This window comes from Dictyobacter sp. Z7_2 (assembly GCF_057551105.1).
The window spans coordinates 3,062,482-3,087,571 of sequence record NZ_BAAJPE010000002.1 but is presented as its reverse complement, the minus strand read 5'-3'; the positions used below and the strand labels follow the sequence as shown (position 1 = coordinate 3,087,571).

The 25,090-nt window shown below is 47.8% G+C and carries 19 protein-coding genes; 2 read left to right on the top strand and 17 right to left on the bottom strand.

All coding sequences use genetic code 11. The features are described 5' to 3' along the window. Positions 1-186 precede the first annotated feature (186 nt). The 13 genes from AC27N8_RS26490 to AC27N8_RS26430 all read right to left on the bottom strand — a co-directional run bounded on the left by AC27N8_RS26490 (position 187) and on the right by AC27N8_RS26430 (position 16,215). Positions 187-1,221: a class I SAM-dependent methyltransferase gene (locus AC27N8_RS26490; RefSeq protein ID WP_487071052.1), complete on the bottom strand. Its 1,035-nt coding sequence runs from the start codon at positions 1,219-1,221 to the stop codon at positions 187-189. 27 nt (positions 1,222-1,248) lie between these two features. Beyond that, the gene (locus tag AC27N8_RS26485) at positions 1,249-2,865 is read right to left on the bottom strand and encodes a hypothetical protein (RefSeq protein ID WP_487071050.1); all 1,617 of its coding nucleotides are present in this window, start codon (positions 2,863-2,865) and stop codon (positions 1,249-1,251) included. 69 nt (positions 2,866-2,934) lie between these two features. Beyond that, on the bottom strand, positions 2,935-3,873 hold the full coding sequence (locus AC27N8_RS26480; RefSeq protein ID WP_487071048.1) for a hypothetical protein: 939 nt from the start codon (positions 3,871-3,873) through the stop codon (positions 2,935-2,937). A 454-nt stretch (positions 3,874-4,327) separates the two neighbouring features. Then, the gene (locus tag AC27N8_RS26475; protein WP_487071046.1) at positions 4,328-5,512 is read right to left on the bottom strand and encodes an acyl-CoA dehydrogenase family protein; all 1,185 of its coding nucleotides are present in this window, start codon (positions 5,510-5,512) and stop codon (positions 4,328-4,330) included. A 397-nt stretch (positions 5,513-5,909) separates the two neighbouring features. Then, positions 5,910-6,893, bottom strand: a complete 984-nt coding sequence (locus AC27N8_RS26470; protein ID WP_487071044.1) for an SRPBCC family protein — start codon at positions 6,891-6,893, stop codon at positions 5,910-5,912. 221 nt (positions 6,894-7,114) lie between these two features. Next, positions 7,115-8,047, bottom strand: coding sequence for an SRPBCC family protein (locus AC27N8_RS26465; RefSeq protein WP_487071042.1), 933 nt, complete (start codon positions 8,045-8,047; stop codon positions 7,115-7,117). Between the two features lie 396 nt (positions 8,048-8,443). Then, on the bottom strand, positions 8,444-10,102 hold the full coding sequence (locus AC27N8_RS26460; protein ID WP_487071040.1) for a molybdopterin-dependent oxidoreductase: 1,659 nt from the start codon (positions 10,100-10,102) through the stop codon (positions 8,444-8,446). Beyond that, positions 10,074-11,543 carry a glycosyltransferase family 87 protein gene (locus tag AC27N8_RS26455; RefSeq protein WP_487071038.1) on the bottom strand — a complete coding sequence of 490 codons (1,470 nt, stop codon included), beginning with the start codon at positions 11,541-11,543 and terminating at the stop codon, positions 10,074-10,076. The genes AC27N8_RS26460 and AC27N8_RS26455 overlap by 29 nt, the downstream gene beginning before the upstream one ends. A gap of 15 nt (positions 11,544-11,558) precedes the next feature. After that, positions 11,559-12,560, bottom strand: a complete 1,002-nt coding sequence (locus AC27N8_RS26450) for a radical SAM protein (RefSeq protein ID WP_487071036.1) — start codon at positions 12,558-12,560, stop codon at positions 11,559-11,561. Continuing rightward, on the bottom strand, positions 12,557-13,243 hold the full coding sequence (locus AC27N8_RS26445) for a TIGR04282 family arsenosugar biosynthesis glycosyltransferase (protein ID WP_487071034.1): 687 nt from the start codon (positions 13,241-13,243) through the stop codon (positions 12,557-12,559). Before AC27N8_RS26445 ends, AC27N8_RS26450 begins: the two co-directional genes overlap by 4 nt. Then, positions 13,236-13,955, bottom strand: a complete 720-nt coding sequence (locus AC27N8_RS26440; protein WP_487074756.1) for a glycosyltransferase family 2 protein — start codon at positions 13,953-13,955, stop codon at positions 13,236-13,238. The genes AC27N8_RS26445 and AC27N8_RS26440 overlap by 8 nt, the downstream gene beginning before the upstream one ends. Positions 13,956-13,986: 31 nt before the next feature. Beyond that, a complete protein-coding gene (locus AC27N8_RS26435) occupies positions 13,987-14,406 on the bottom strand; it encodes a hypothetical protein (protein WP_487071032.1) in 420 nt (139 codons plus the stop codon). Positions 14,407-15,072: 666 nt separating this feature from the next. Further along, a complete protein-coding gene (locus AC27N8_RS26430; RefSeq protein ID WP_487071030.1) occupies positions 15,073-16,215 on the bottom strand; it encodes an amidohydrolase family protein in 1,143 nt (380 codons plus the stop codon). A 137-nt stretch (positions 16,216-16,352) separates the two neighbouring features. On the opposite strand from AC27N8_RS26430, the gene AC27N8_RS26425 reads away from it, so the two are divergent. Both AC27N8_RS26425 and AC27N8_RS26420 read left to right on the top strand, forming a co-directional pair. Next, complete coding sequence (locus AC27N8_RS26425; RefSeq protein ID WP_487071028.1) at positions 16,353-16,880, top strand: RNA polymerase sigma factor; 528 nt, start codon at positions 16,353-16,355, stop codon at positions 16,878-16,880. Further along, positions 16,877-18,307, top strand: coding sequence for an outer membrane protein assembly factor BamB family protein (locus AC27N8_RS26420; RefSeq protein WP_487071026.1), 1,431 nt, complete (start codon positions 16,877-16,879; stop codon positions 18,305-18,307). The genes AC27N8_RS26425 and AC27N8_RS26420 overlap by 4 nt, the downstream gene beginning before the upstream one ends. A 104-nt stretch (positions 18,308-18,411) precedes the next feature. On the opposite strand, the gene AC27N8_RS26415 is transcribed toward AC27N8_RS26420, so the two are convergent. The 4 genes from AC27N8_RS26415 to AC27N8_RS26400 form a co-directional block, all read right to left on the bottom strand. Beyond that, positions 18,412-21,468 (bottom strand): beta-galactosidase, encoded by a 3,057-nt coding sequence (locus AC27N8_RS26415; RefSeq protein ID WP_487071024.1) that lies wholly within the window; start codon positions 21,466-21,468, stop codon positions 18,412-18,414. An 84-nt stretch (positions 21,469-21,552) separates the two neighbouring features. Further along, positions 21,553-22,473, bottom strand: coding sequence for a carbohydrate ABC transporter permease (locus tag AC27N8_RS26410; protein ID WP_487071022.1), 921 nt, complete (start codon positions 22,471-22,473; stop codon positions 21,553-21,555). Between the two features lie 107 nt (positions 22,474-22,580). After that, positions 22,581-23,597, bottom strand: coding sequence for a carbohydrate ABC transporter permease (locus tag AC27N8_RS26405; RefSeq protein WP_487071020.1), 1,017 nt, complete (start codon positions 23,595-23,597; stop codon positions 22,581-22,583). 181 nt (positions 23,598-23,778) lie between these two features. Further along, a complete protein-coding gene (locus tag AC27N8_RS26400; RefSeq protein WP_487071018.1) occupies positions 23,779-25,080 on the bottom strand; it encodes an ABC transporter substrate-binding protein in 1,302 nt (433 codons plus the stop codon). Positions 25,081-25,090 lie beyond the last annotated feature (10 nt).

The window sequence follows — 25,090 nt, the reverse complement described above, 5'->3', positions numbered from 1 at the left end:
TCTATGTTCCTCCTGATATGTTGAAAGAATACCATTGAAAAATCAAACTATACATTGATAAACAATTAATTGACAAAACACAAATTAGTTGTGCTCATAAAGCAGAACTATATATGCAATACCTCCTGACACTCATGTCCAGTAAAAATATATGTAAACTGTTTAAGGAAACAGAGGATTGTTTAGCTAAGGTTGAAAGGCACGTGCAACCAGCACGGGAAAAGGACCAACGCCAGTAAGACGTTGAACATTAGAAAAACCACTGTCGGTAAGCCATTGCGTGACTTCCTGGCATGTCGGAACAAAGCCATGAGCCGAATTCACAAGCATGGATAGATTAAGATTGACCGCAGCCGGAGGCCCAGAACGATCATCATTTTGAAAGACATCTGAAATAATCATTACGCTCTGTGTTGACAAGGTGGGTTTTAATTGAGACAGGAGCGCACGCGCACGTTCCGGCCCGATAAAGCGAAATAAATGACCGATGAGGACCAGATCGTAGTGCTCCTCAAGGAAATCAACAGTTTCGATATCCTGTGCCATCCATGTATAGCGATCTTGTAGACCAAGTTTTGCCACTTGTTGCTTACCTTGTTCAACTACGGCGGGAAGATCGACGGCCGTAATCTGCGACTGTGGATACCGCTGCGCAAATGGAGCACTCCATGGAACACTTCCAGCTGCAACATCAAGGATACGCAAAGGAATATCAGGTGTTACATCCAATGCTAACCGTTCGAGCGTACGTTGAGCAACAGGATAGACAAGTGGAAAAAGATCATGGACACGTGGTGCAAAAAAGGCTTCAGAGTCAGCTGCATCTCCAAGATCCCGATATGGCTGGGAGGTCGTCAAAACTTGATCCAGCGCCAGCCAGGCAGGTATATAATCCACCATACCCAGAGTATCACCCCCCAGATAAGAAGGCTTATCTTCAACCAGAAAATGTGCCGCGAGAGGTGTTAGCGTGTAAGTATCGCTCTCATGTTCCAGCATCCCAATAGATGTCAGACCGACAAGAAAACGCTCTGTCGGCTCTATTTGAGCCCCAATAAGAGGCGCTATCTGAGACACGGTGAGGACCTTCTGATTAAGATGGGTAAATAGATGAAGGCGTACCGCTGCGATCAGGAGTGCAGTTTTAGAGAACGCATAGTTAAGATCAAGAATTATGTTGGGAAGAGGTGGCTTCTGAGCTTCTGAAGTATGCTGCTGCATAGTAAACCTCCTTAAACACATACACAATTATTTCAGTGGAAATCGTTTTTCAGCTTTAAATTTGGCTAATAGAATCTCGAAATCATCCTGCTCCGCCCGTTCATCAGGCATACCAGATTGACCTGGCAGGCCAGGATCATAATTAGATCTACGAGATACTCTATCAGATGCGGAGTTCGAACGAATGGGCATCTCTCCCAATCCATTATTGGGATTTGTGGGAACTTGTTCTATGCCGCTAAAGCTATTTGGATTCGCTGGTCCCCGTCCAATGCCGCTGAAGCTATTCGGATTCGCTGGTCCTTGTCCAATGCCGCTAAAGCTATTCGGATTCGCTGGTCCCTGCCCAATGCCGCTGAAGCTATTCGGATTCGCTGGTCCCTGCCCAATGCCGCTGAAGCTATTCGGATTCGCTGGTCCCTGCCCAATGCCGCTGAAGCTATTTGGGTTCGCTGGTCCCTGTCCAATGCCGCTAAAGCTATTTGGATTCGCGGTAGGATAGGAGATCGGTCCAGTAGATTGGAGCGGAGCTTTACCAGGAGAGGCAGATCCACCTTTATAAGACACAAGTACATTACCATTAAGTTCAAGAAATAATGGGTCCAGCGCAGCGCTATGTTTAACCCATGGAATAGGAACGGAGTTACGCTTCGCATATTGGATTGACTGAGTTAATGTCTGCACCTCTTTACGAACTTGTTGATAATCCTGAGACTGCGCTTGCAATTGCTGCAAATTCTGAGAAAGCTGGTGATTATGCTTATAACGTGTCAACAACATATTCAAAGAGCCAGCCAGAGGCCACAAAATATTATCTTCGGACAGAGGAACACGCGCATTCAAATCCCCATTAGCAAAACGCACATGGGTATCCAGAATACTTTGAATACTCTCTTCAAGCACTTGCTTTTCCTCGCCGATACGTTGTAGTTGCGTGGCAATTTGATGTTCCAAAGCGGCAATCACATGCGCACGATCCGCACGTTCAATAGCTTGATTGATACTTCTTACCCAGAGAAAAGAGATAATAGCTACCAGACCTTGTACAAGAACTGCGTCCATATAATATTGAACACCCGCAGAGGTTGTAGCAATGTGAAAGAGCTCGGGGGTAGTAGGACCAAAGCGTAAAACAAGTGTCAAAACAACACAGTTAAAGAGAGCCCAGATAAATATCGCTGCCGAAGGAAAGAAGGAGATGGCTGCAATCTCGCCAATCACAAAGAGCATATCAAGTAAAAGCATGTGAGCAAGATCCAGGCCGCCAGGCAAATGGGTAAAAGCCATCAATTGACCCCCATCTACCTGTAAAATAAGCAATGTGCCGGCAATGATATTAAACCCTTTATGATTAAGGAAAGAGCAAAAAATAGTAGAAAGTACTCCCCCAATCATGATAGCTGAAATAAGATAGTTGTGGATTACAATACCGACAAAAAAAGTGATAGTTACGATACAAAGCACGCTAAAAAGAATAGTTGCCGTTAAACGAGAGCGGCGCATTTTTTCGCGGGCATCGAGTTTAGCATTCAACGAGACATCAGGTACTGCTGCCAACCTGTACCACCACTCAAGAGGCCCACGCTTAGTTCCTTCTTCTTCGATCAGATTTGCTAAAAATTCACTTGAAGAATCTTGCTGCATATCAGGTCCTTTTCTTCATTCGATAAAAATTTTATGCTACACACAAAACAGATCGCAAACAGATATCATTCATAAAATAGTAATGTATCCATATGAAAGCATCTCCTTTATAGCTTGAATAGCACGCTCAGGTTGATTTTTGGCAACAAGGCCAATAACTTGTTGAATGGTTCTTTTACCATCAAGCATAAGAAAAATCTGACGTTGCCAGTGAGGCCAGGATTGCATTACATTTTGATGAGGCTGTTGCAAAGGGTTTTTTTGAATAATCGTTGTCTCATAAATAACAAATGAATGTGCCGAAAGTGGAGGTATGGCCGCATGAGGATCGGTCTGGGCTCCTGTAAACTGATCATTAGAAAGCAATTCATTAAGAAATGAGGAAATATGAGTTTGAGCCGGAGGTTGTTGGTCAGGCAAACTACCATTCCCTTTTTGATAGAAAGGAGCTTGTTCGGGGTTAGGTGTAAACGAATTAGGAGGGCTACCACCATTTCCGTTATGATATTGCTGTGGTGGAGGCGTAAATTGATTCACAGGGCGACCATTCTCATTGTAGTGCTGCTGTGGATCAGGCGTGTATTGGTTCGCAAGGCGACTATTCTCATTATAGTATGACTGTAGTGGACTACTATTCCCTTTAGAATATTGGCGCGGATGAGGCACGGATCTAATGGGATTTAAATAAGAAGGTTGTTCAGGATCCGTTTGCGGACTAATGCGACCAGCATCTGGTTTCTCTGCTGGCGCAGAAAAAACAGATGTTAACGTCCAATCAAGCTTCCCTTTTGAGTAGATGAACTTCAAAGCATCTTGGCCGGATATATAGCTCGTACTATTATGAATACTGCAAAAAACTATATTTCCTTTTTCAACAGTGATTTTCACGTCACACACCCCACTCAGCGTAGGAATATTATTTACTTGTGTGACGAGTTCACCGCTCAGACGGTGAGAGGATAGAATAGTTTCAACAATTTTCAGCGTGGTGGTGTATTTTTGTTCCATTTTTTGAACCACCGCCTAGATTAAGTTGTGAGAAAGCTTTTTCAAGAGGCAAGTGATGTTTAATACACAATACCCTATCAAAAGGACCGTCCTTTAGATGATTACAAAATACCACACCCCATAGGTATTGTCAACTATAAATTAAATTTCATAAACATTTGATAGATAGTATTGCAATAGCAAACAGCATTTTTCAACATAAAAAGCGTATCAATTGAAAAATACGTGAAAATATTGAAAGAAACTGCTTAACGTGTTATTCTATTCTTTTTTATTCCTAGTATACATGTACAAAAAGGTAAAAAAACTCTACAAAGAAAAAACGCGCAGTAGAGTGGCATAGAGAGCGTCTAAACAGATATAGAGGGTTCTCTGCTAAGGTAGTACTTTCAGGATAAAACCTCAGATAAGCTTTCTAATTTAGACGCTCATAAGGACTCATTATATGTAAGAATTAGAAACGTACACTGTCATTCGGGTTACTCTGAAGATGTAACTGGAAACGACCGTATGACTCACTTGTAGTATCAAAATTAAGCGCAGCATGGGCTGCCATAGCATGAATATCACGCCAGTAACGTTGTAAAGGATGAGATTCGTAATTGATTTTTCCCCCACTATGGAGATAAATCTGCTCAATCACCTCGACACAAGTCTTGGAAATCGTCGCATAGTCGCGTCGGAGACGCACAAGCACATCTACAGAAACAGGCTGGCGTATATCGTTAAGGCAGCGACGTAAAAGCAGTTCAGCCATATCAATCTGACTTGCAAGTGCAGATATAAGAATCTGTTGCTGAGTTTTTGTCGCAACTTGCTCGCGCGTCAGCCCCGTAACCGCACTCCGGCTCATATCTTTCCAGAGTTCAAATGCACCCATAGTTGCGCCTAAAATAGGGCCGACAAGGCCAAGAGGAAAAGCAGCAATCATGGGAAGCTGGTAGTTAGGGCCTGTATTAAGAGCTCCACCTGGAGTTTTGCCAGCAAGAATAGCAGGAAAGGGCACAGCGCGATGGGCTGGAATAAAAATTTGTTCGACGACAGCGTTTTTACTGCCACTAGCCTTCAATCCTGAAACAAACCAGGTATCGATAACTTTAATATCTGCTTTGGGGAGCAAAAATAAAAGCGGAGGAGAATCCATTTCAGCAGGCATTGCCATTAACATAATCCATTGACAATAATCGATGCCGCTGATCCAAGGCCAGTTACCACTCAGTTGAAAACCGTTTTCTACGCGGGTAAAACGCCCAGCAGGAAAGACTGCTGCCGCTAAGGCTACATCGGGAGTATTCTCCCAGACATCTTTCTGAGCTGGCGCTGGAAAATAGGAGAGCAACCAGGGTTGAGAGGCTAGAAAAGAATAACACCATCCAGCTGATGCATCGTATTTAGCTATCTCGATCGTCGTATCAATAAGGGTATCAAAAGCAAGCTCTGAGCCCCCCCAATGTTTGGGGAGAAGAATACGTAACAGACCTGCTTCTGCAATATCTGCAATAGTTTCATCAGGCTGACGACGAAGTTTTTCAGCGTTGGCTGCTCTTTCACCAATAGTTGGTGCGAGTATCTTCACACGACTAATAGCATCCTCATGGGTTAACGTCTGAGTAGAATGAAAGTCTTCGCTACCCGTCATGAAGCCGTTTCCTTTCTTTCTGGCATTAAAGAGAGAAAAAACGAAGGATTATACGAAATCCAAACAACATTATATGAATGTGTATAACAGAATAAATATAAATTGTCAAGCAAAACAATGTTAAATTCATTTTTGAAATATTTAAAAAATGTTAAATATTGATTACTTTATTGTATACATTATAGAATATATACAATAGTTGTGTAAACGTTTAATACAGTCAACAAAATAATACATTCATCACTCCATCTAAGGCATGAAAAATCCAGGAAAAGCATTTCATACGAATAGTATAAGAACATGTTTTTCCTGGCACGCTCTGCCAGCTTGTGCTAGTTAGCAGATGGTTAGAAACGAACAGCGAGAAAATCAGAGATAGCAGATTAAAATCTTCTGGTCAAGAGTGAGAGGATTCATCAGAACTGCTATCTGTGCCCAGGATGCTGGCTCGCCAGGGGGATTCGACGGCTTCCTCGTCTTCCTGAGTGGCTTTTTTGGGAGCTCGCGAGGTCATTGGATCTTGATGATGCTCCGGAAAGCGTTCGGTACGACCGTCTTGATCTCCAATGGCTGTGCGATCCATTGAGGCGTTGCGCCCGCCAATAGTATCATAGACTGGATGGAGCTCTCTCACTGGCTCTGCAACCTCTTGCTGCATCTCCTCAGAGCGCCGCGCAACATCTAATTCAGCCTGGCGGCGTAGAGCCTGATCCTGTTGTTGAGCCGCATTCTCCTGACGTTGACGCTCTTGCTCAAGCGTGGCTGCTTGCTGCTGACGATCTTGTTCCTGCTGCTGTTGCTGGCTCTGGAGCGTTCCTGAACGTCGCTGAAGGGCTTCTTCGCTCATCATGGGATCAGATTGCATCGACTCTGTCTGCTGAGCAGTCAATTTGCTTTGCGCGGCTGCGCTGTCCTCGTGAAAGAGGTAATGCGATTGCATAGGATCAAGGGCTCCTGGAGGGGCAGCTTCTACCATTTTCGCAAAGTTGTTGAGATCCCGCTGCAAGACATCGGAGAAGCGATGCTCGGTGCTCAGCTTATCGATGGCCTGTCCGAGTAGGCCCGCTGGCGGTGTGTAGGAGATGTAGACGTCGATGCGCGTTCTATCGGCATCCAGCGGAGTAAAGTGGACAATCCCATTATTCTCCAATCCATCTGTCGAGCGCCAACCGACCTGCTGATCCTGCTCCCAGTTTTCATTGACGGCATCCCATTCCTGGGTACCAGCGATCTGGGCCACCCAGTGGCTCCTCTGATCATCGATATATGTGACCTCCTTAACGAAAGTCATAAATTTCGGGAAATCGTTGAAATGGGTGAAAAATTTGTATACTTGCTGGGCCGGAGCCTCAACCGTGACTGTTTCATGATGTTCTGACATATTCCTGTCTCCTCCTATAACCACATGACAAGAGGATATTCTCTCTTAATCGCAGGCGAGTCGGTGCTGGATACGCTCGAGTAGATAGGCTCGCTCTCAACTGTTAATCAGCCTGGAGCGAGCCTATCCACGGGTACGCCTGGCCCTGCTGGCGCGATACGATCTCAAGGTCTCTTGTATATATTGATACGTAAGAGAAGACAAAACGGTTTAGAGATTATTTACTCATCAGTACGAGGCTTCGCCGCTACGTTCAGTGCAGGCGGTACACCGGTCGATGGCCTACGGGGACGTCGCGATGTCATGGGGTCCATCGCGAAATTGGGGAAGCGAGCGCGTAAACCATCCTTATCTCCCAGGCCACGCGCGCGTGCGGCATAGCTATGACGAGGATCTAACGGGATCGCGTCGGCTTTGCTTTGAGCCAGTTCACGCTCAAGGCGTTCCTGCTGACGCTTTTTCGTCTCCTCTGCCAGAATGGCATCCTGCTCTTGATGCAATTGACGCTCTTGGGCTATCTTCTGCTGACGAATGGCTGCTTGTTCAGCCGTGATACGCTGTTTCATTTCCGCTTCCCGGGCAATCCTCTGATTGCGCTCAGCCATCGCCTGCGGGCTCATCATCGGATCGCGAGCCATAACAGCTTTTTGCCTGGGAGTAATCTCGCCCTTCATGGTGGCACTCTCTTCATGGAAAAGATAATGCGAGGACATCGGATCAAGAGCACCCATTGGAGCTTCCTCAACCATACGTGCAAAATGTTGTAGATCTTTATGGAGGACCTCATCGAAGTAAGCATTTCCTCCAAAATGTTGTCCCAACTCGCCCAGCACACCGGTCGGAGGCGTATAGCGAATGTAGACTGCTACGTTAGTACGCCCGGGTCCGAGAGGATGAAACTTGACCCTACCAGAATTCTGTAGGCCACGTGTCGAACGCCAACCAACTTGCTGATCAGGGATCCAATCCTCATTGACGGCATCCCACTCATAGCGGCCAAGTACTTTTACAACCCAATGGCTGCGCAGTTCGTCGTGATACGTAACTTCCTCCACGAAACCCATAAATTTGGGGAAATCATTGAAGTGCGTAAAAAGCTCATAAACTTGATGTAGAGGCGCTTTGACAATAACTGAGGCCGAATGTTCAACCATCGCTGTTCTCCTTCATTCCAGAGGGAAATGCATCGTGCCAAATTACTACCTACAGTGCTAGTTGTGCATTCAGCGATCCAACAATGATCCGCATCGCGCACCGTCACAAATTACATCGTATGGAATAACTTATTTCGCATAAACAGCATGGGATAATGTCTTAGTATATCATTTCGTATCAAGATAAGCAATGAAGCGCCACCAGGGGGATGTGATTCATATTTGGACACCGTAGCGTCGGACGCTCGCGTGCGATGTCCCACTCGACGTATGATCAGGCCCGCCGGCGTGGTGTGCCGAGATCCTGCCGTCTCATACGAGCCACAGGGACATCGTACGCAAGCGTCCGACGCTACGGTGTCTTCGCTACGCTTGACACTGTTGCACTCAAAATTGTTATTTAACCACCACAGTCACTTCATCGTATCCAGTGGCTCCATTGGGGACAGTTCCTTGCTTTTGCGAGATCTGAGGCGTACCGGTCCCATCCACGGCACGACACTTCAGCGTATAAGCACCTGCGGACGTCGGACGCCAGGTGGCTTTCCAGAAGACCCAGCTATCTTTGGAAGCCGCTGGATCGAGCGTTGTCGGGCGCCAGGATGTTCCTCCATCGACGCTCACTTCAACTTTTTGGATACCTCGATTGCCAGCGAAGGCGATCCCGCCCAGAGGTACCGTCTCTCCAACGGTGATCACGCTCGTTTGGTACGGCTGATCGATGCGGCTGATTGTATGCAGCGGGCCGTGGTACCAGCCTTGATTAGCATAGAGTCCACCAACAAAGTCGTTCGTGAGCGCGATACGTGTGAGCCACTTTGGATTCTCTTCTCCGAAGCGACCAGGGATCAGGACACGTAAGGGATAGCCATGGCGATGAGGGATTTCAGCGCCATTCATACGATATGCCAGTAAGGTATCAGCCTCAAGGACATCTTTCAGGGGCTGGCTGACTGTATAGCCATCGATGCTATAGAAAGCTACATATTGAGCCGTCGATTGCGCTCCACCGTGGAGGGCCAGCAGGGAGCTAAATGATACGCCATGCCAGATAGAGTTCCCAATCAGATGATCTGACAGACCATTTGCGATGCATTCTAATGTGATCGCACGCGAGGTCGATGGGAGTTGCTGCAATTCCGCATACGTATAACTACCAGGCTTATTCACCAATCCAGTGATCTCCAGGCGCCAGAGATCGATATCGGGAGCAGGATCAACGACATTTTGCGTGACAACATAGTGCTCATTGTTGGGGGTAATAGGATGGATAATATGATTCTGAAATGACGTTTTCATGCCATCATATACAGTAGAATTCTTCAAAAATTCATTGATAGCGGATACTGCTCCCAGGCCAGCCCCAAGACCTAACACCATCGAACCACTGCGAGCCAGCAACAGCCTTCTCCGCGCCACAGAGACATCAGCATGGGCGCGAAAAGATTTGGGCAACCAGGCACGATAGATAAGCCCCAGTGACACGCTATAGACACCAAAACTAAGCAATAATCCCAGTATGGTAAGAATGCGTGAGGTATCGACAGGAAAGCCCAGATTGTTCTGACGAATCTGCTCCCAAAACAGAATGACAGCCATCAGCGTCATCGCAAGAGCAAAAACGAGCACGGTCAGCCACTCACGACGCCTTAAGCGATAGCCCTGTGTGGGTAGCTTAAGGCGTACCAGCACAGCATAAAGTATACCCAGTGCAGTACCAATACCAAGCATGGCCAGAAGAGCCAGACCAAGCGGTTCCGTCTTCGCATGCGCCCCGAAAGTCATCAACAAATGGATAAACGTACTCACATTAATCTGCTGTAGATAGTAATCACCAAAGAGCTCCATCGGCGTTGGAATGCCCGCCCACAAGCGTAACAGCACCATCACCAGCACAGAACAGAGTCCTGCGATCAATCCCGCTAAAAGCGCTAACGGGATCGAAATCAACACTGTACGTGTACGAGAAAAGGAAGAAGAGGAACGGTCTTCGTCTTCTGATGAGGGTGGAGGCGGTACCACAGCTCTACTCTGCACGATTTTTTCTCCTGACATAACTTATGCTCCTCACAATCTCTATCTTAGGGAGCCAATTCACAACACATGCGCACGCCAGACCTAGCAAGGTTACATCATAAACAATTTCATAATACAAGCCCCACATATTTAAAAGATCAGCCAGATAAGACACAATCGAAAGACAGACAAAATACCATATCATGATCGCCACCAGTGGTCGTCCGTGCCAGGTAAAGCCTGCGGATACAGGTGATCCAATCAGCAGGGCAACCCATGGCAGTAGAGCAGTCGTATACCACGGGAAGATATGCGTTGAAACAAGAAATACCAATCCGATCAAAACCAGCATCCCCGCTTCCATCGAGATGCGTTCACGTTGACGCCAGAACCAGACTAACAGTGTGCCACCCCCAACGAATAAAACATCTACTAGATATGTTACAAACAGGGGCAAACCAAACAACGAGCTCAGCCAAGACATTAACATCGTCACCGAACCAGCATTGGTAGCATTCTGCTCACTCGCATAGGAAGCGAAGAAGCCAAAAATCTGTCCATTTCCCAGAATTATGTAAGGAAGATAAGAAAGCGCAATAGTAATCAGGCAAGTGCCGACCATAGCCCAATCGCGTCGCCGCCAGACCACAGCTAACATGAGAATGGGATATAACTTGGTTAGCGTCGCCATAGCAAGAAAGAAACCAGTCAGAACACGTGCGCCACGCCGTTGGCTCTGAGCACTGACAAGCGTTAGCACCATAAACATCACGACCAGAGCATCGACATGTCCCTGGATCGCAAACTCCACGATGGGCAGAGGGCACCAGGCATAAAGAATACAGCGAGCCGGATCAAGTCCTTTTCTGGCCAGTAGAACAGCCAAACCAGCAATAGTAATCAATTCACAGACAATAAAGATACCTTTAAGAAACACCAGATTATCCGGGGCCAGCAGATAACTCATCAGGTAGAACGCCTGCGCTCCTGGAGGATAGATAGTCGGAACATTGCGAAAACGACTATTTTGATAGAGTATATTGACAAGATGCTTGAGAGCAGGGCTACCCGGTGGATACACGTAGGGACTATAACCGTTCAAAGTCACACGTGCATCCCACAAATAGCGCCAGGAATCGTGCGAGAGGCTTGGTTGAAGAAACACCAATTGCCCACGCAAGACAAGCGCACCGGCCAGAATAACGGCCAACTCAAGCCAACGTTTGCGCCCAACGGGTCCTCTGGTAGCCACGATCAGGATACTGGCTACCAGATACGGAACAAAACTTATCAACCAGAGCCACACAAACATGACAGATTGCGCTCGCAGATCCGGCGGTGGTGAGACAAAAGCCAGAAAGACGTTATACCCGATCGCCACGAGCAAACAGCCACAAAGGACCGGGAAACGCCATCTCTGTTCGGGGCGGCGAACAGCAAGGGCCTGCTGAACAGATGTAGCTACTTCCAAAGTTGACATGTTTTGCATTAACCTCTAATAGCTCCAATTAACACCACATTGTGCACAATGACGGGCGGGATGATCGCTCTCAAAAGCATCGCGGAAACCATGATAGCGATTACCATTCCAGATCTGCTCAATCGGCTCCTTAAAGACGTTACCCAGCACGCGCTCTTCCTGATACTCTTTCGCGCTCCTATGTCCAAATGGGGCGAAGCAGCAGGAGAGGACATTGCCGCTGGAGGTGATATATGTCAATTCATATGGTCGTCGACATCCAGACCAGGGACGTTCTCCAAAGTCACGCACGACGCTCTCAAGCGGGGAGGCCGCTCCTGCTGCCTTAAAGCTAATGCCAAGCTCCTTGCAGCGCTCATGCGTCCGGCGGATAATCGCCAGCTCCTCGGCCGATGAGCGATGAAAGAGCGCCTGATTAGAGGAGGCCAGACCTTCCTCAAAATAGACGAGGCGCTGCAAATAAATCTCACGCACACCATTTTCGGCCGCTTTCTCAGCCAATCCTGGAAGCTCTGGGAGATTCTCATGCATCGCCGTAAACCAGAGGGAGACGGCTGGCTTACTGGCATCTTGCGCCTGTTGCAGCTTCACAAAGGCGCTGATATTACGCCAGATTTTATCGAAGGCATCAACACCACGCACATGAGCATAGGTTTCGCGTGTCGAACCATCCATCGAAAGGCGATACTCATCCAGGCCAGCATCGATCAACTGTTGGCCACGGGACTCAGTCAGTGCAATACCATTGGAGTTGAACAACACATATGTGCCACGATCTTTGAGATAACGTACCATACGTGGCAATTCTTTGTTGAGAAGAGGCTCGCCCAGACCATGCAAGACCACACGATCCAATACAGGAAATTGCTCCACGATCGTCAGAAAATTCTCATAGGTAAGATCACGATCATCCTCACGCGTCAACAACGTCCGTGGGCACTGCTGGCAAAATTCGTTGCAGCGACTGGTAGGCTCTAGATAAATCGAGCGTGGTAAGGTCGAAATAGCGGTCGTCATGCGATAACTCCTCGTTTCATCAATTCACTCAGGCAAGACGCAGTATACGGTGCCAGAGTCACATCTTGGTCCAATAACGCCATCAGGCGCATCAGATCCGACTGCGTATCAATATCGAATAGCGTTTCCAGCAAGGCCACCTGTAAACCCTGGCGCCGAGCTTTCTCAATGGTCATTTCAAGCACATATTCAGTACTCATGGGAATATCGAGGAAGACCTCATGAGGCTCACGCATAGCGATCAGATAGTACCCGCCATCTTCGGCTGGCCCCAGGACCACATCGGCAGAGGACAGAGCCTGATCTGCTTGCGAGATAATCTCACGGCTCACCTGCGGCGAGTCCGAGCTGATCAGAATCGTACGCTCAAAATGACCCTGCTTCGTCTCCTGGAAGGCATGATAGAGACGATCTCCCAGATCGGGACCACGCTGCGGAAAGGCATGCATCGCAACCTCACGCTCAGGTACCAGGGTGCGAGCAAAGGCAGCGAAGTCACAATCCACAGGCGTATAGGCCCAATGGAGAGCGTAATGGCCGTCCGCAAAGCGCTCGGCGAGATCACGCAAGAATGATTGGTACACTCGTAACGTTCTATCGGCACCAAGAGATTGCGCCAGGCGCGTCTTGACCTTTCCCAGTTCGGGATAGCGTGCCATAATCACCAATGCGGCATCAGACATACTTCAGATCTCTTTTCCAAGCATAGCGAGCCATCGTACTCAGCATCGAATAGGCAGCGCGGATACTGCCCCAGAGCGTGCCAGAGACCTTGGAATGCCCATGACTCCGGCGGCGATAATGTAATGGAACCTCCACGATGGCATGGCGAGCGCGACCGGCCTTGACCAACATCTCTACCGGCCAGCCAAAAGTCATCTCCTGCATATTCAGAGACATCAACAGAGATGTACGCACAGCCCGGAACGATCCAATATCATGCAAGCGTACGTCGTACATCCGACTTACCAGACGACTAATCAACCAGTTGCCAAGACGTGCCTGTGGAGGTACTGAGCCAGCTTCGGCATGCTCACCCACGCGTGATCCCATCACAAAATCGGTTGTACCAGCAAGAATAGGATCAAGCATCGCCAGCAAATCGAGAGGATTATCACTGCCATCACCATCCATAAAGACAACGATCTCTGCTCCCAGCTCGCAAGCCGTCTGAAAGCCACGTCGGCATGCCCGACCATATCCGCGTAGCGGCTCGCTGACAACCTGCGCTCCTGCCGCCCGGGCAACCTGAGCCGTCGCATCCGTACTATTATTATCAACCACCACAATCCAGCGCACAAAATCGGCTGGAATCTCTGGCAAGAGCTGACGTAACGCATCTTCCTCATTCCAGGCGGGAATAACTAATGCAATCGAGGGTGCACTTATAGACACTTTATTCAATCGTCAACTTCTCCTTCACAACTCACAAGTAGATCGCCTGTCCACGCTTAAAATCGTAGAGAGCAACAATCTTGCGTTGCCCCCGGCTACTTAAGGCCTGAGCCTCTTGTACTGCATCATCAAGGCAAAAGTACAGCGTAGCAATATCGAGATAACAATTACGCGTCACGGGCTCAATCCAGGTGCCCAGCCAACAATCAGGATAACGCAAGTACGCCTCATTCTCGAGAATGAAGGACGCAATTTCCTGTTGCAGATCAGCGCACGATGAAAGTATCACAGTCTTATCCGGATATTTAGGAACAGCCCACGCGTCAATCGGCGACAAAAACTGATAGGTATCCAGTTTTGAGGTGACGCCACCTTGTTCAATCGTGGCAATACACACGTCGAGAAGATACTTCTCGAAGTAGTAGCGCTCTAAAAAAGACTCAAACTTCATCTTTTCAAGTATCCATCCAAAGGAACAGTTTCCCGCATAATTCACCGCATTTGTAGCACAAAAACAACGTGTCATAGAGCACAAAGAACTATGGACACTTCGCTGGTGATTCTGGGCATCATTCAAGACAAAGTGAGTACGGTAGCAGACCAGTAGTTAGCATCATAACCCTCCTCCGAATATGGCCAACCAGACCGATGGTCCGCGCCATCTGCTTGTGTCTAAACAGAAACATTGCATGGGAACGAAGCTTCTATCCTTTGCACTCACTGCTGGAGCAATAGTGGCAAAGGAGACGCGATAGCATATACCCTACACGCTGCTGGAGCAACGTTTGCCACAGGTCATCTATCTTTCAATCAGACACCCAGGAGAGGAAACGCTTCGCCGAACCATCAATGCTTGTCATGTTCTTTTCACGTTTCTAAGCAAGCATTTTTACCAAAGACAAGAAAAGCGTGACTATCTGGTAGATTTTACATCTATTATGTGAAAAAATTCAGTTCGGTGCGTCGTCTACCTTGGCCAAAGTAGCACTTGAGAGGAGAAAGCAGAATCAAGTGGCTGGTAGTTTTGACTGTGCAAAAATGCATTCCCAAAAATCTGACTGCCCATCGCAAACCACAAAAGTACAGCCAACAAGCCACTTTTCAGACAGAAGAATAGCTAGATTTGATAGAGGCGCAAAGCATTCTGTCGCAAAACAGCCACACCGACCTGCTCAGCCTCAGGCTGGGATAATTCACCACTGGCAACACGTTCACCCAACACCTGTCCAATCACACGACGTCCATCGCGGGCGCTAATCCAGTGCAGTTCGGGAATGCCAATACCATCTGAGCTATAGAGGAGTTTAGATGATGGCGCCACGTCAAAAGCGGCGCGTGTAAACTCAAGCATTTCGTTGTAGCCGAGAAACGGGATACCATAGGAGAGGTCCAGATAGACATTATCATAGATAGCTGCCAGATAGGCCGCCTGCCGCGTATAGGGATACGCCTCGTGTAGCAGCACGACCGGCATCGTCTGATACTTCTTTTCACGCAGCACAGCACGCAGATGCAAAGGATTGGCCAGCAACATATCTGCATCTTCATCGCCATAGCCGGTATGAAATTGGATCGGCACTTCCTGACGAGCTGCTTCCTCAAAGACAACGTGCAACATAGTATCCAGTAGAGGCTTATAGCCCAGGCGTACCGAACCCTTAGCGCTAGCCTCCTGACGAGCCTCAACGAAAGCTGCCTGCACATCGCCCGCCGACCACAGTGCAATATCCAGACCCGTACGATATGCCACAATACTTTTGAGAGCAACATAGCCTTGAGCACGAATATCCTGAAGGGCCGCACGCAACCCCTCTATCACAGCCACCAGCGTTGGCTGAGCAGCGATCAGCGCCTGCATAATCAGCTCCACACGCAGCATGGGAGCAACGCGACAGTTGCCAAGCAGCGCATGATCAGCCTCGGACAAAACTTCATCCAGAGGTGGATGACCTTTATCCAGACACAAAACATCGATATTGGCCTCGCGCCAATAATTTTGTATCAACGTATGATCATCCTGCTGATTACGTGCGGCCAGAATCGCTTCATCCGTTGATGCACAGGAGAAAAAGTCTGCCATCGCACGCATGACACGGCGATACAATAAAGTCGTCGCTACATGCTCTCGCCGCATAGACAGTCCCTGAGCTTCGGTCAAGTGCTTGCGCCACGAGCCGATATCTTGTGGCCCCTGGATACGATAGAGACTATGGCAATGATTATCAACCACAGGAATAGAGGTTAAATCAATCGAAGACATAAAAGCACCTCACTTTCTACAGAAATACTACCATAGCCATTCACATTTATCACCTCCTCAACGATAAAGAAACAGATAAATAAATAGCAGGAAGCAGGCTTCGTTAAGGATAATGTATGTATAACAAAGAGAATAAAATGTCATTTGATGACTCACCGCTCGCACTTCTTTACGATCGCTATGCCCATATCATTTTGAACGCTGTATCCAGCTACACCCATTCGCAAGAGGATGCTCGCGATCTGGTGCTGGAAGTATTTATGGCGGCATTAGAGAATCAAATCTGGAACACCTGGAACGAGCAAGAACAAGTGGCCTGGCTACGCCGGATTGCACGTAACAAAGGAGTCGATCATTATCGACGCAGCATTCGTCGTCCAGCGATATCGCTGGAAAACATCTCACACCTGTTCCACGAAGACGAGCAAAAAACGCCAGAAAATATCGTCATGCTCCACGAAGAACATGCGCAGTTGCGTGAAAATCTCTCCAATCTATCCGAGCTTCAGCAAGAAATAATACGCCTGCGCTTTGGATACGACTTACGCTCAAAAGAGATCGCCCTGCGGCTCCACAAAAGCGATGATGTGGTGCGTGTCTTACTTTCACGCGCCCTCAACCATCTACGCCAAATCTATCTCCAGCCGAAAGGAAAACAGCAATGAGATCATCCGAAGAACGCTTCTCAGCCGAAACGATCGACGAACAAACTGATCTGCTCATGAACAAAGCAAGCAGCCCTCAATCCCAAACCGCCGAGACGCTGGACGCAACAGACACGCAACTTATTCATGATTTACAGACGCTGACACGTAATGACACACAGCTCCTGGCAGAGATTAGGACACGTCTTGCGCATACCTTTGCAGAAAGTGAGGTTATCACACAGCCGCAGCAAGAGACTCCGCATCAACTGGCACCATTCCTGGAGCATGCAGAAAAGAAACAACCCGTAAAACGACGTATGGTTCAACTGCTTTCAGGACTCGTCGCAGCTCTGGTTATAGGGAGCGTCTTCACAATACTCATCGCAAACAGAGTACCTACAAGCCATTCAACCCCTCCAGCTCCGTCTCCAGACTATTATTCATTTATAAATGGACATCTCGTCCGTGTAGATGTCAAAAGTGGAGTTATTCGCTGGACGTATACTATCAAGTTAGGTTCAGACCAACCTGTTCTGGGTATACCATTCATCATCAAAGGAGACACCGTTTATATCGTAAATAATACAACTGAATACGCTATTAATAACACGAATGGTTCCTTACGATGGTCAAAACGCTATACAAATACAGCGTTACAGCAACGCCCAATCATAGTCGATGACAGATTCTATATTGCAGATGGTATGACGCATAAAGTTAACGCCTACGTACTCTCAAACGGCAAGCTTGCACAATCCTACACTATCCCTCTAGATAACTCATACTTTACTGTGGCCAACAGCATACTTTACGTCTGGAATGCTTCTAAAGTGGAAGCAATCCAGTTGGATAATCAACAACTTCTCTGGACACAACCGATCGTTGAAAAGGCTAGCGTTGACTCGGGAATAGCATTAGCAGTCTACATTAATGATAATACCCTGTATATCAAAAACCTGCCCAACCAACAAGCAACAGAACAATCTATTCTGGCATTAAATGCGATGACCGGGGTAAAAATTGGGCAAACGCCATTATTCAAATCACCAATTCCAGTTTTCATCGCCAGCAACGATGTCATCTATTATGTTGAGCATGATACAGATGGACCAACCACCGTCCACGCATACGACACAAAATCTGGCAAAGAAATCTGGCAAAAAGCTTTTACTGAATTTGTGGTAGGTATACTATCCGTCGATGGCAAAACTGTGAGTGTCTCATTAGGAGAGGGAAACAAAATAGTTACATTAGATGCCAGAACAGGAAAGCTTCAGTGGCAATATACAGCAAAAATGTCTGGCAATCAAGCCTTCGGTATTATACATACTCAGACTGAACAAGGACAACCTGCCATCACCCTCTTCGCAAGCGACAAAGCTACGACTCAAATTATCATTCTTACACCTCTGGGCAAAGCTATCACTCAAACATATCGCAATTAAGGCTTGATAGATATCGTGCCACCTGATACCAAGCAGCCACTCACGTTCGTGTTTTTTAACCACAAACGTGAGTGGCTTCAAGCGTGCATCATAAATTGAGGGGATTATATGACGCCACCAAAGAGCTTGCGTGTGCCATCATGTCGAACAATGACAGCTCCAGCACGATTGGGAGCCACAGTTATCACTACCTGCTCATTCAACTGCACCTGACGACTCGCTGAACTTTCAGACACGAAGAAGGTCACTTCGGCATCCACCAGAGCGTGTTTGACAATTAAGAGTGAGCTATCTTCACAGTTATCATGCTGATATGGCACTTGCAAGACATGCTGATAGACCTGTCGTGTGGCCTGCGAATTTTCTGATAGCTCTAGCGGTAGGCCGGACCAGAAGATTTTCCCTGCACCTCTGCTATAGCTCATGAGCTGATTATGAGCTTTCCTGATATGACCAATCTTATCATGATCAAAGATCAACTGGCTGCTGAGATCTTCGAGCACCTGCAAGCGTTCAAAGCGGCTGACGGGAACGGTCTTAACTACTTCGGTAGTTGTATCATCATCGCTAAATTGAAAATGAGTGAACAGGTTATGCTGATCATGCGAGAGAGCACCGCTGACCAACAGAGTCGCTCCCGCAGCGACAAAGTTCAGCAACGCTTGCCAGGCAGCCAGGGATAATACCTGGACAGCGGGCAGGATAATATAGCGTGGTTGATGGTGTTGTCTATCGATCTCGGAAAGATGGTATTCGTTGATGACTTGTGGGACGATACCAAGATCATATCCAAGGACGCGGATGGCTTGTCGTGTGGCGGCGATGGCTGGATCTGGTCGCTGAAACCACTGCGAATATGGGGCGATAAGCCAAACGTTGGGGACAGTATCGGTCTCGACGATGGATGGACCAAGTTCACGTACCAGTCGGCCGATCTCCAACATGGTCATCAGCTCGGGCTTGATACTTCCATCTGGCCGCAGCAGGCCAATGCTGTTCTCGTTATCGCTTGTCATACCGGCATTGAGGTGCCAGAGCCATTGGATCAATCCAGCTCCGCGTGCGGCCAGACCAGTGATCAATTTACGCTCCAACAGATCTGCAGACTCCCACTCGGTACGCCAGGGACGCATATCGCTGTCGCGTGTCAGCATGATGCCAATCTCCTGGATAATATTGGGCGTCTCCAATGTCTTATCCATGACCATATCCCAGAGCAGATCATCGTTATTCCACCAGGGATGGGTGGTAGTATAGTCAACTGCTTCCGCATAAAATTGGGGCGCGATACGTGCTCCAGCTTCGTCCTGACCTACTCCGACCAGGCTCAAGCTGCCAGCAGCATGGATGGTCTGACGCATCGTGGTAGCCCAGGCGTTAAACATATCCTGGGAGAAACGTGTATAATCCATCACCTGAAACAGCGCACGAGAAGTGTTGTTACGCACGTAGGTATCATAATCAGCCACAAGCGGCAGCGGGACCTGATTCCAGGATGAAAAATCGCTTGGAGACTGACGCCAGCGTAGTTGTAGCTCCTCAATAGTCGTATAGTGCTCAGCCAGCCAGTCCTGAAAGGCTTTCAGCTCGAAGCGGTCATAATTGGGAAATGGACGTTGACTAAAAATAGTTTTGGGATTACCAAAGCTCGGCTCATTAATCAGATCCCAGCTCACCAACTCGACGTCGGCATAGCGACGTACAATCGCGTCCACGAAATCCTGCTGTCCCTCCAGCGAACGCGGGTCAAGCCAGGGATTTATCCCCTCAAAGAGCGGGGGTGAGAAGGAGAAAAAAGTGAAGATGAGCTGCAAGTTATAGGTACAAGCAGTCATCACAAAGGCATCCAGAGCTCTGAGTGCTCCTTCGTTGGCGACTCCAACCATGGGCATGATGTTACGCCAGCCAGACCAGATACCTGTACGCAACACATTCACACCTGAGCGACTCATCTCGGCGAAATCAGCATCCCAACGAGCCGGATTGGGCACGTCGAGAAATTTGCGCTGGACACGGCTATCCATATACGTTGTGCCGAACAGCAAAAACGGATGTTCGCCCTGATAAAAATAGTCACGCCCAGCCGTCAAGCGCTTGCCAGCTGTCTGAGCTACCAGAGCAGGATTCCAGATCCAGAAGCCTGTTTCCTGAAAGAGCGCCACGGTTTGCTGATAAGATACTTCAACTTTATAGAGTCCAGGATCTATCTGTGGAGGCAACTGTAGACGCATCTCCTGCCGCACAGCCCCGGGTTCAAATAGATGTTCAAAGGCAGTGAGTTGCTCACCAGCTGGCGTATAGACACGAATGTGCGTGGTAATGAGTGTCCCCGTACGAGCCGAAAGCACAAGAGTCGGAGCCTCTCCTGGCTGGTAGCAAGCCTGCAAGGGATGGACATCAAAAATAATACTCTCTTCACTCGCCAGATAGAGGAGCTGACGTAATAGGGCAGCTTGTTCAATCCAAATGTGCTCGGACGCTGGTTGCCAGGGCACGAGCAACCAACGTCCGCCCTTAAAAAGTCCGGACTGCTGATCCAGCAGAACCACAGGCGTTGCCAGATGAAAACCTTCGCTGGCGCTAGAAGCGTGAGCATCGGCAAAAAGTAACGGCGTGATCACCGTATCAAGGGGACCAGACGAACCCATATCCTCAGGATGATCATCTACCTGCGTACATTTAGGATAAAAAGACCAGAACGTTCCTTGTTGCTCTTGGGATAGCAAGAAGCCGCTCCCGCTCAGGAACGCAGCATCACGAGATGCCGTCATACACAAGTGTTCAGCTGGAAGATCGAGTTCAAAGAAGGGACCCAGACACAGACGATCGGTATATGTCTGCTGCTCCGGTTCGATAGTTCCATCCTCACGAACCGGACGAGTAAAGGGCATGCCTCCCAAAATAGCCTGCTTACCACCTCGGATAAGATACCGTTCAATTGCAGACCACGCCTGCTTCGGGAAATAGGCTCCATGCAACGAGATAAACAGAGCACATGGTTTATCTAAGCGAGCAGCCAATTCGGTGGCGCGGACTACCCGAACCGGAAGCCCCTCACACACGTCCCGCAGAAACTGATCTAATATTACCTGAGAACAAGCCAACGGATAGGTATCATCATGAAAAAGAACGACTTCGGCAGGAGCCTCATTGTGTGACATGGGACATCTTTCTAATGCTTCAAATTTGTGTTTTTGGCTTTATCTCGTCAGTTGTAAGAGCAAAAAAACACAAACTAGATTTTTCTACTTTATTTCGGCGATCGAAACCCCACTATCCATATACCGTTGTCCCAGCGCATAGAGCGCAACAGGAACTGCCAGTGCGACCAGAGTCGCCGCCATCAGTTGCGGATCGACCGATTGGAATGGATTCGTAAAGTAAAACAGACCAAGTGGCACAGTACGATTGGCATCGCTGCTCAAGTAAATGAGAGGATTCCATGCATCACGCCAACTGCTCAGAAACGCAAAGATCGCAACAACAATAATAACCGGTTTGGACTGTGGTAAGACAATATTCCAAAAGATGCGAAAACTTCCACAGCCATCAATACGAGCTGCTTCATCAATCTCTCGGGGTAAACCAATAAAAAACTGCCGAAAGAGAAAGATGCTAAAAGCATCGCCAAAGAGCCTGGGCACCATGATCGGTAAGAATGTATCGATCCATCCCCAGCTTCGAAACATAGTATATAACGAGATCGTAAGAATTTGTACAGGCAGGATCATGGTCGAAATGAGAATGACAAACAGAACTCCACGCCCAGGAAAACGAAAACGTGCAAAGCCATAGGCCACAATCGAAGAACTCAACGTTGCGGCAACCACACAATAGGCCGCCAGCCAGACACTATTTACAACGTAGTGCGCAAAATTATAATCGACAAACACCTGCACATAGTTCGTCCACTGTACCGGATTGGGAATCCATTGAATAGGAATGGCGTAGTACTGAAACTCGTTCTTCAACGAGGAGGTCAGCAGCCATAAAAAGGGAAAAACGAAGATCAATCCAACTACAATCAAAAGAGCATAGGTCCACCAGAGGCTCAAACGCTTCAACAGGAGGCCACGTTGATAGCGATCTCCCTTATTATTGGAAGGACGACGTGCGGAGGCCAACATCTGCGGTGAGAGCTCTTGCTGTTGATTCATAATACGCATAAATCTTGTCCTTCTTTCATTCTATCGTACGAGTATAGCAGTAGACAAAGCATCCTACCATCCATACTCATTGACTGCGTTGCTTTCTGCTGATGTTTCGGTATCAATTAGTTGCTACTTTCTTGATCGCCAGCATAGGTAAAGCGGCTCGCAAAAAACACCAGACAGATAAGAAGCACAGCAAGAACAAACAGAATAACTGCTAACGCAGCACCATATCCAAAATCCAGCTCGATAAAAGCTTTCTCATAGATATAGGTCAGGAAGACAGCCAGAATATTATTATGGCCAAGCGGATTACTACCGCCGCCACTCACTGATCCTTGAGCAACGGCAAAAACGAGCGGTGTATCAAACACTTGCAGATTACTGATCAAGGCCCAGATGAGATTGAACACGATAGTTGGCGATAACAAAGGCAAGGTAATACGCCAGAACGTCTCCCAACGGCCAGCACCATCGATATGAGCAGCCTCATAATACGTCCCGGAGATACCTTTCAGTCCCGCAATAAAAATCAACATCGTATTGCCCATAAACCATAAGTTCACAAGCACGAGCGCCAACAAAGCCAGTTGAGGATGGTTCAGATCACCTAACCAGTTCAATGGTGGAATATGAAAGAGCGCAAGGAACTCGTTCGCTAATCCATTCTGACCACTGGCAAAAATTTGCTTAAAGAGCTTGCCAATGGCAACACCGACCATTAAACTCGGTACATAAAAAAGCGTCCTGAAGAAGTGGCTGCCTGGAAACTTACGATTGAGTGCCAGAGCCAGCAATAAGCCACCCACAATAGTAATCAGGGTTGCAGAAGGCACATAGATCAACATATTGAGCAGCATGGACCAGAAGATGGGATCATGCAGAAAAATATTCTGATAGTTTTTCAAGCCAATCCAGGTTGGAGAGGTGAAAAGATTATAGGTTGAAAAACTATCGTAAATGACATTGAGCAATGGCCATAGGGCAAAGAAAAGAAATCCAATCAGCCAGGGAGCGATAAACAGGTAGCCCTTCGCGGCTTCGCTACGCCGGATACGTTGCCACAGTTGTGGCATACGGCCCCGATTACTGGTAATATTTTCTATCTTGACGGACCCTGATCGTGAGGAAGAAATCATACTATTCCTCTTTCTTATCAGCAACTTAAACGCGCGAACATGCAGATACGTCATAATTAAGCGTATAGGAGAGGAGACAAGAGCAGAATTGCTGCTTGTCCCCCGCCAGTATCGATGAACACAGCTCTGTTTCAATGAATACATACATCACTATGAATTCAATAGAAGAGAACGTGGCATGCTAGGAGGCGCTGGACAAAATGGCATTACCTTGCGATTCCATTTTGGCGGCCGCCTGAGCAGGTGTCAGTTTTCCGCCAGTCATATCCGTAATCACATCGCCAAGTGCCGCCGTCACCTGATCAGATTTCGCGCTAATAAGGTCTGGCTGGAAAGACGGAAAGGCCGTCTGGAGAGCCGGAATATACGATGCAGGAGTGATATACGTGTTCAGTTGTGAGAACGCCTCCTTATTTGAAGGGACATCACTAAATTTAGCAAAACTGATCTCTGGCTGCGTTTGTGTGGCCCATTTAAGGAACGTCCAGGCCTGATCCTGATTCTTACTCCCTTTATAGATGGCCAGGCTGTTGACGGTACCGATCGTCACAAAGTTCTGCTTTTTGAAAAGTGGTGCCACCGCGTAATCAGCGTCGGACGCCATATCAGAGAAGAGCCACGCACCTACACGAGCGAAGGCAATTTTCCCGGTTTGCAGAGCCCCCAGGTCAAACGACCAGGGACCAGTCGTCAAAGTATCATAAGCAGGGGCAAGATTCTCGCTAAATAAGCTCATATAATCGGTCAAGCCTTGAATACCAGCCGCATTGTTAATGGTGATTTTGGTCGGATTCACTGGATTATCATAGGTCGAACCACCATTCATACGAGCAAACGCATCATAGGTCAGGATATCCAGGGGATTAATCGCGTACTGAGAATATTGACCATTCTTCTTCACGCTCAACTTGCTGGCCAGCGCCTTGAATTGATCAAAGGTCATCGGTACAGTAGCGGAAGGATAGTCAACGCCAGCGTCTTTCAAGAGTTTTTTGTTGTAACCAAGGAGTGAAACAGATGTGCCAATGGGAAGCGAGTAGGTCTTGCCACTCCACTTGCCCAATTCGAGAGAGGCTGGCGACACAATACCTGAAGCCGTCGTATAATCAGGGAACGTGCTCAGATCAGTCAGAGCCCCTTCATTATAGTAAGCGCCCGCCATACTACTGGCCAGACCAATCACATCATACGCATTGCCACCAGCCGTGGTCGTTTTCAATTTATCCCAGTAGTTTGCCCAACTGATAATCTCAAATTTGACTTTGATGGTAGGATGAGCCTTCTCAAAAGTCTGCACCCAGGCCTTCATCGCATTATCTTTCGCAGGAGTATTGCTCCACCATCCCAATGAAATAGTTGTCGGGCCAGAAGATGATGACGATCCCCCACCACACGCTTCCAATAAAGTACCACCAACACCTGCGGCAAGCGCAGCCTTACCACTCTGTGCCAGAAAACTGCGCCGCGTCATTGACAAATCCATGCTATTCACT

What these genes read in the sequence shown, in the direction of transcription:
- AC27N8_RS26490 (WP_487071052.1), bottom strand. Translation starts at nt 1,221, where the DNA reads ATGCAGCAGCATACTTCAGAAGCTCAGAAGCCACCTCTTCCCAACATA.
- AC27N8_RS26485 (WP_487071050.1), bottom strand. Translation starts at nt 2,865, where the DNA reads ATGCAGCAAGATTCTTCAAGTGAATTTTTAGCAAATCTGATCGAAGAA.
- AC27N8_RS26480 (WP_487071048.1), bottom strand. Translation starts at nt 3,873, where the DNA reads ATGGAACAAAAATACACCACCACGCTGAAAATTGTTGAAACTATTCTA.
- AC27N8_RS26475 (WP_487071046.1), bottom strand. Translation starts at nt 5,512, where the DNA reads ATGACGGGTAGCGAAGACTTTCATTCTACTCAGACGTTAACCCATGAG.
- AC27N8_RS26470 (WP_487071044.1), bottom strand. Translation starts at nt 6,893, where the DNA reads ATGTCAGAACATCATGAAACAGTCACGGTTGAGGCTCCGGCCCAGCAA.
- AC27N8_RS26465 (WP_487071042.1), bottom strand. Translation starts at nt 8,047, where the DNA reads ATGGTTGAACATTCGGCCTCAGTTATTGTCAAAGCGCCTCTACATCAA.
- AC27N8_RS26460 (WP_487071040.1), bottom strand. Translation starts at nt 10,102, where the DNA reads ATGTCAGGAGAAAAAATCGTGCAGAGTAGAGCTGTGGTACCGCCTCCA.
- AC27N8_RS26455 (WP_487071038.1), bottom strand. Translation starts at nt 11,543, where the DNA reads ATGTCAACTTTGGAAGTAGCTACATCTGTTCAGCAGGCCCTTGCTGTT.
- AC27N8_RS26450 (WP_487071036.1), bottom strand. Translation starts at nt 12,560, where the DNA reads ATGACGACCGCTATTTCGACCTTACCACGCTCGATTTATCTAGAGCCT.
- AC27N8_RS26445 (WP_487071034.1), bottom strand. Translation starts at nt 13,243, where the DNA reads ATGTCTGATGCCGCATTGGTGATTATGGCACGCTATCCCGAACTGGGA.
- AC27N8_RS26435 (WP_487071032.1), bottom strand. Translation starts at nt 14,406, where the DNA reads ATGAAGTTTGAGTCTTTTTTAGAGCGCTACTACTTCGAGAAGTATCTT.
- AC27N8_RS26430 (WP_487071030.1), bottom strand. Translation starts at nt 16,215, where the DNA reads ATGTCTTCGATTGATTTAACCTCTATTCCTGTGGTTGATAATCATTGC.
- AC27N8_RS26425 (WP_487071028.1), top strand. Translation starts at nt 16,353, where the DNA reads ATGTCATTTGATGACTCACCGCTCGCACTTCTTTACGATCGCTATGCC.
- AC27N8_RS26420 (WP_487071026.1), top strand. Translation starts at nt 16,877, where the DNA reads ATGAGATCATCCGAAGAACGCTTCTCAGCCGAAACGATCGACGAACAA.
- AC27N8_RS26415 (WP_487071024.1), bottom strand. Translation starts at nt 21,468, where the DNA reads ATGTCACACAATGAGGCTCCTGCCGAAGTCGTTCTTTTTCATGATGAT.
- AC27N8_RS26410 (WP_487071022.1), bottom strand. Translation starts at nt 22,473, where the DNA reads ATGCGTATTATGAATCAACAGCAAGAGCTCTCACCGCAGATGTTGGCC.
- AC27N8_RS26405 (WP_487071020.1), bottom strand. Translation starts at nt 23,597, where the DNA reads ATGATTTCTTCCTCACGATCAGGGTCCGTCAAGATAGAAAATATTACC.
- AC27N8_RS26400 (WP_487071018.1), bottom strand. Translation starts at nt 25,080, where the DNA reads ATGGATTTGTCAATGACGCGGCGCAGTTTTCTGGCACAGAGTGGTAAG.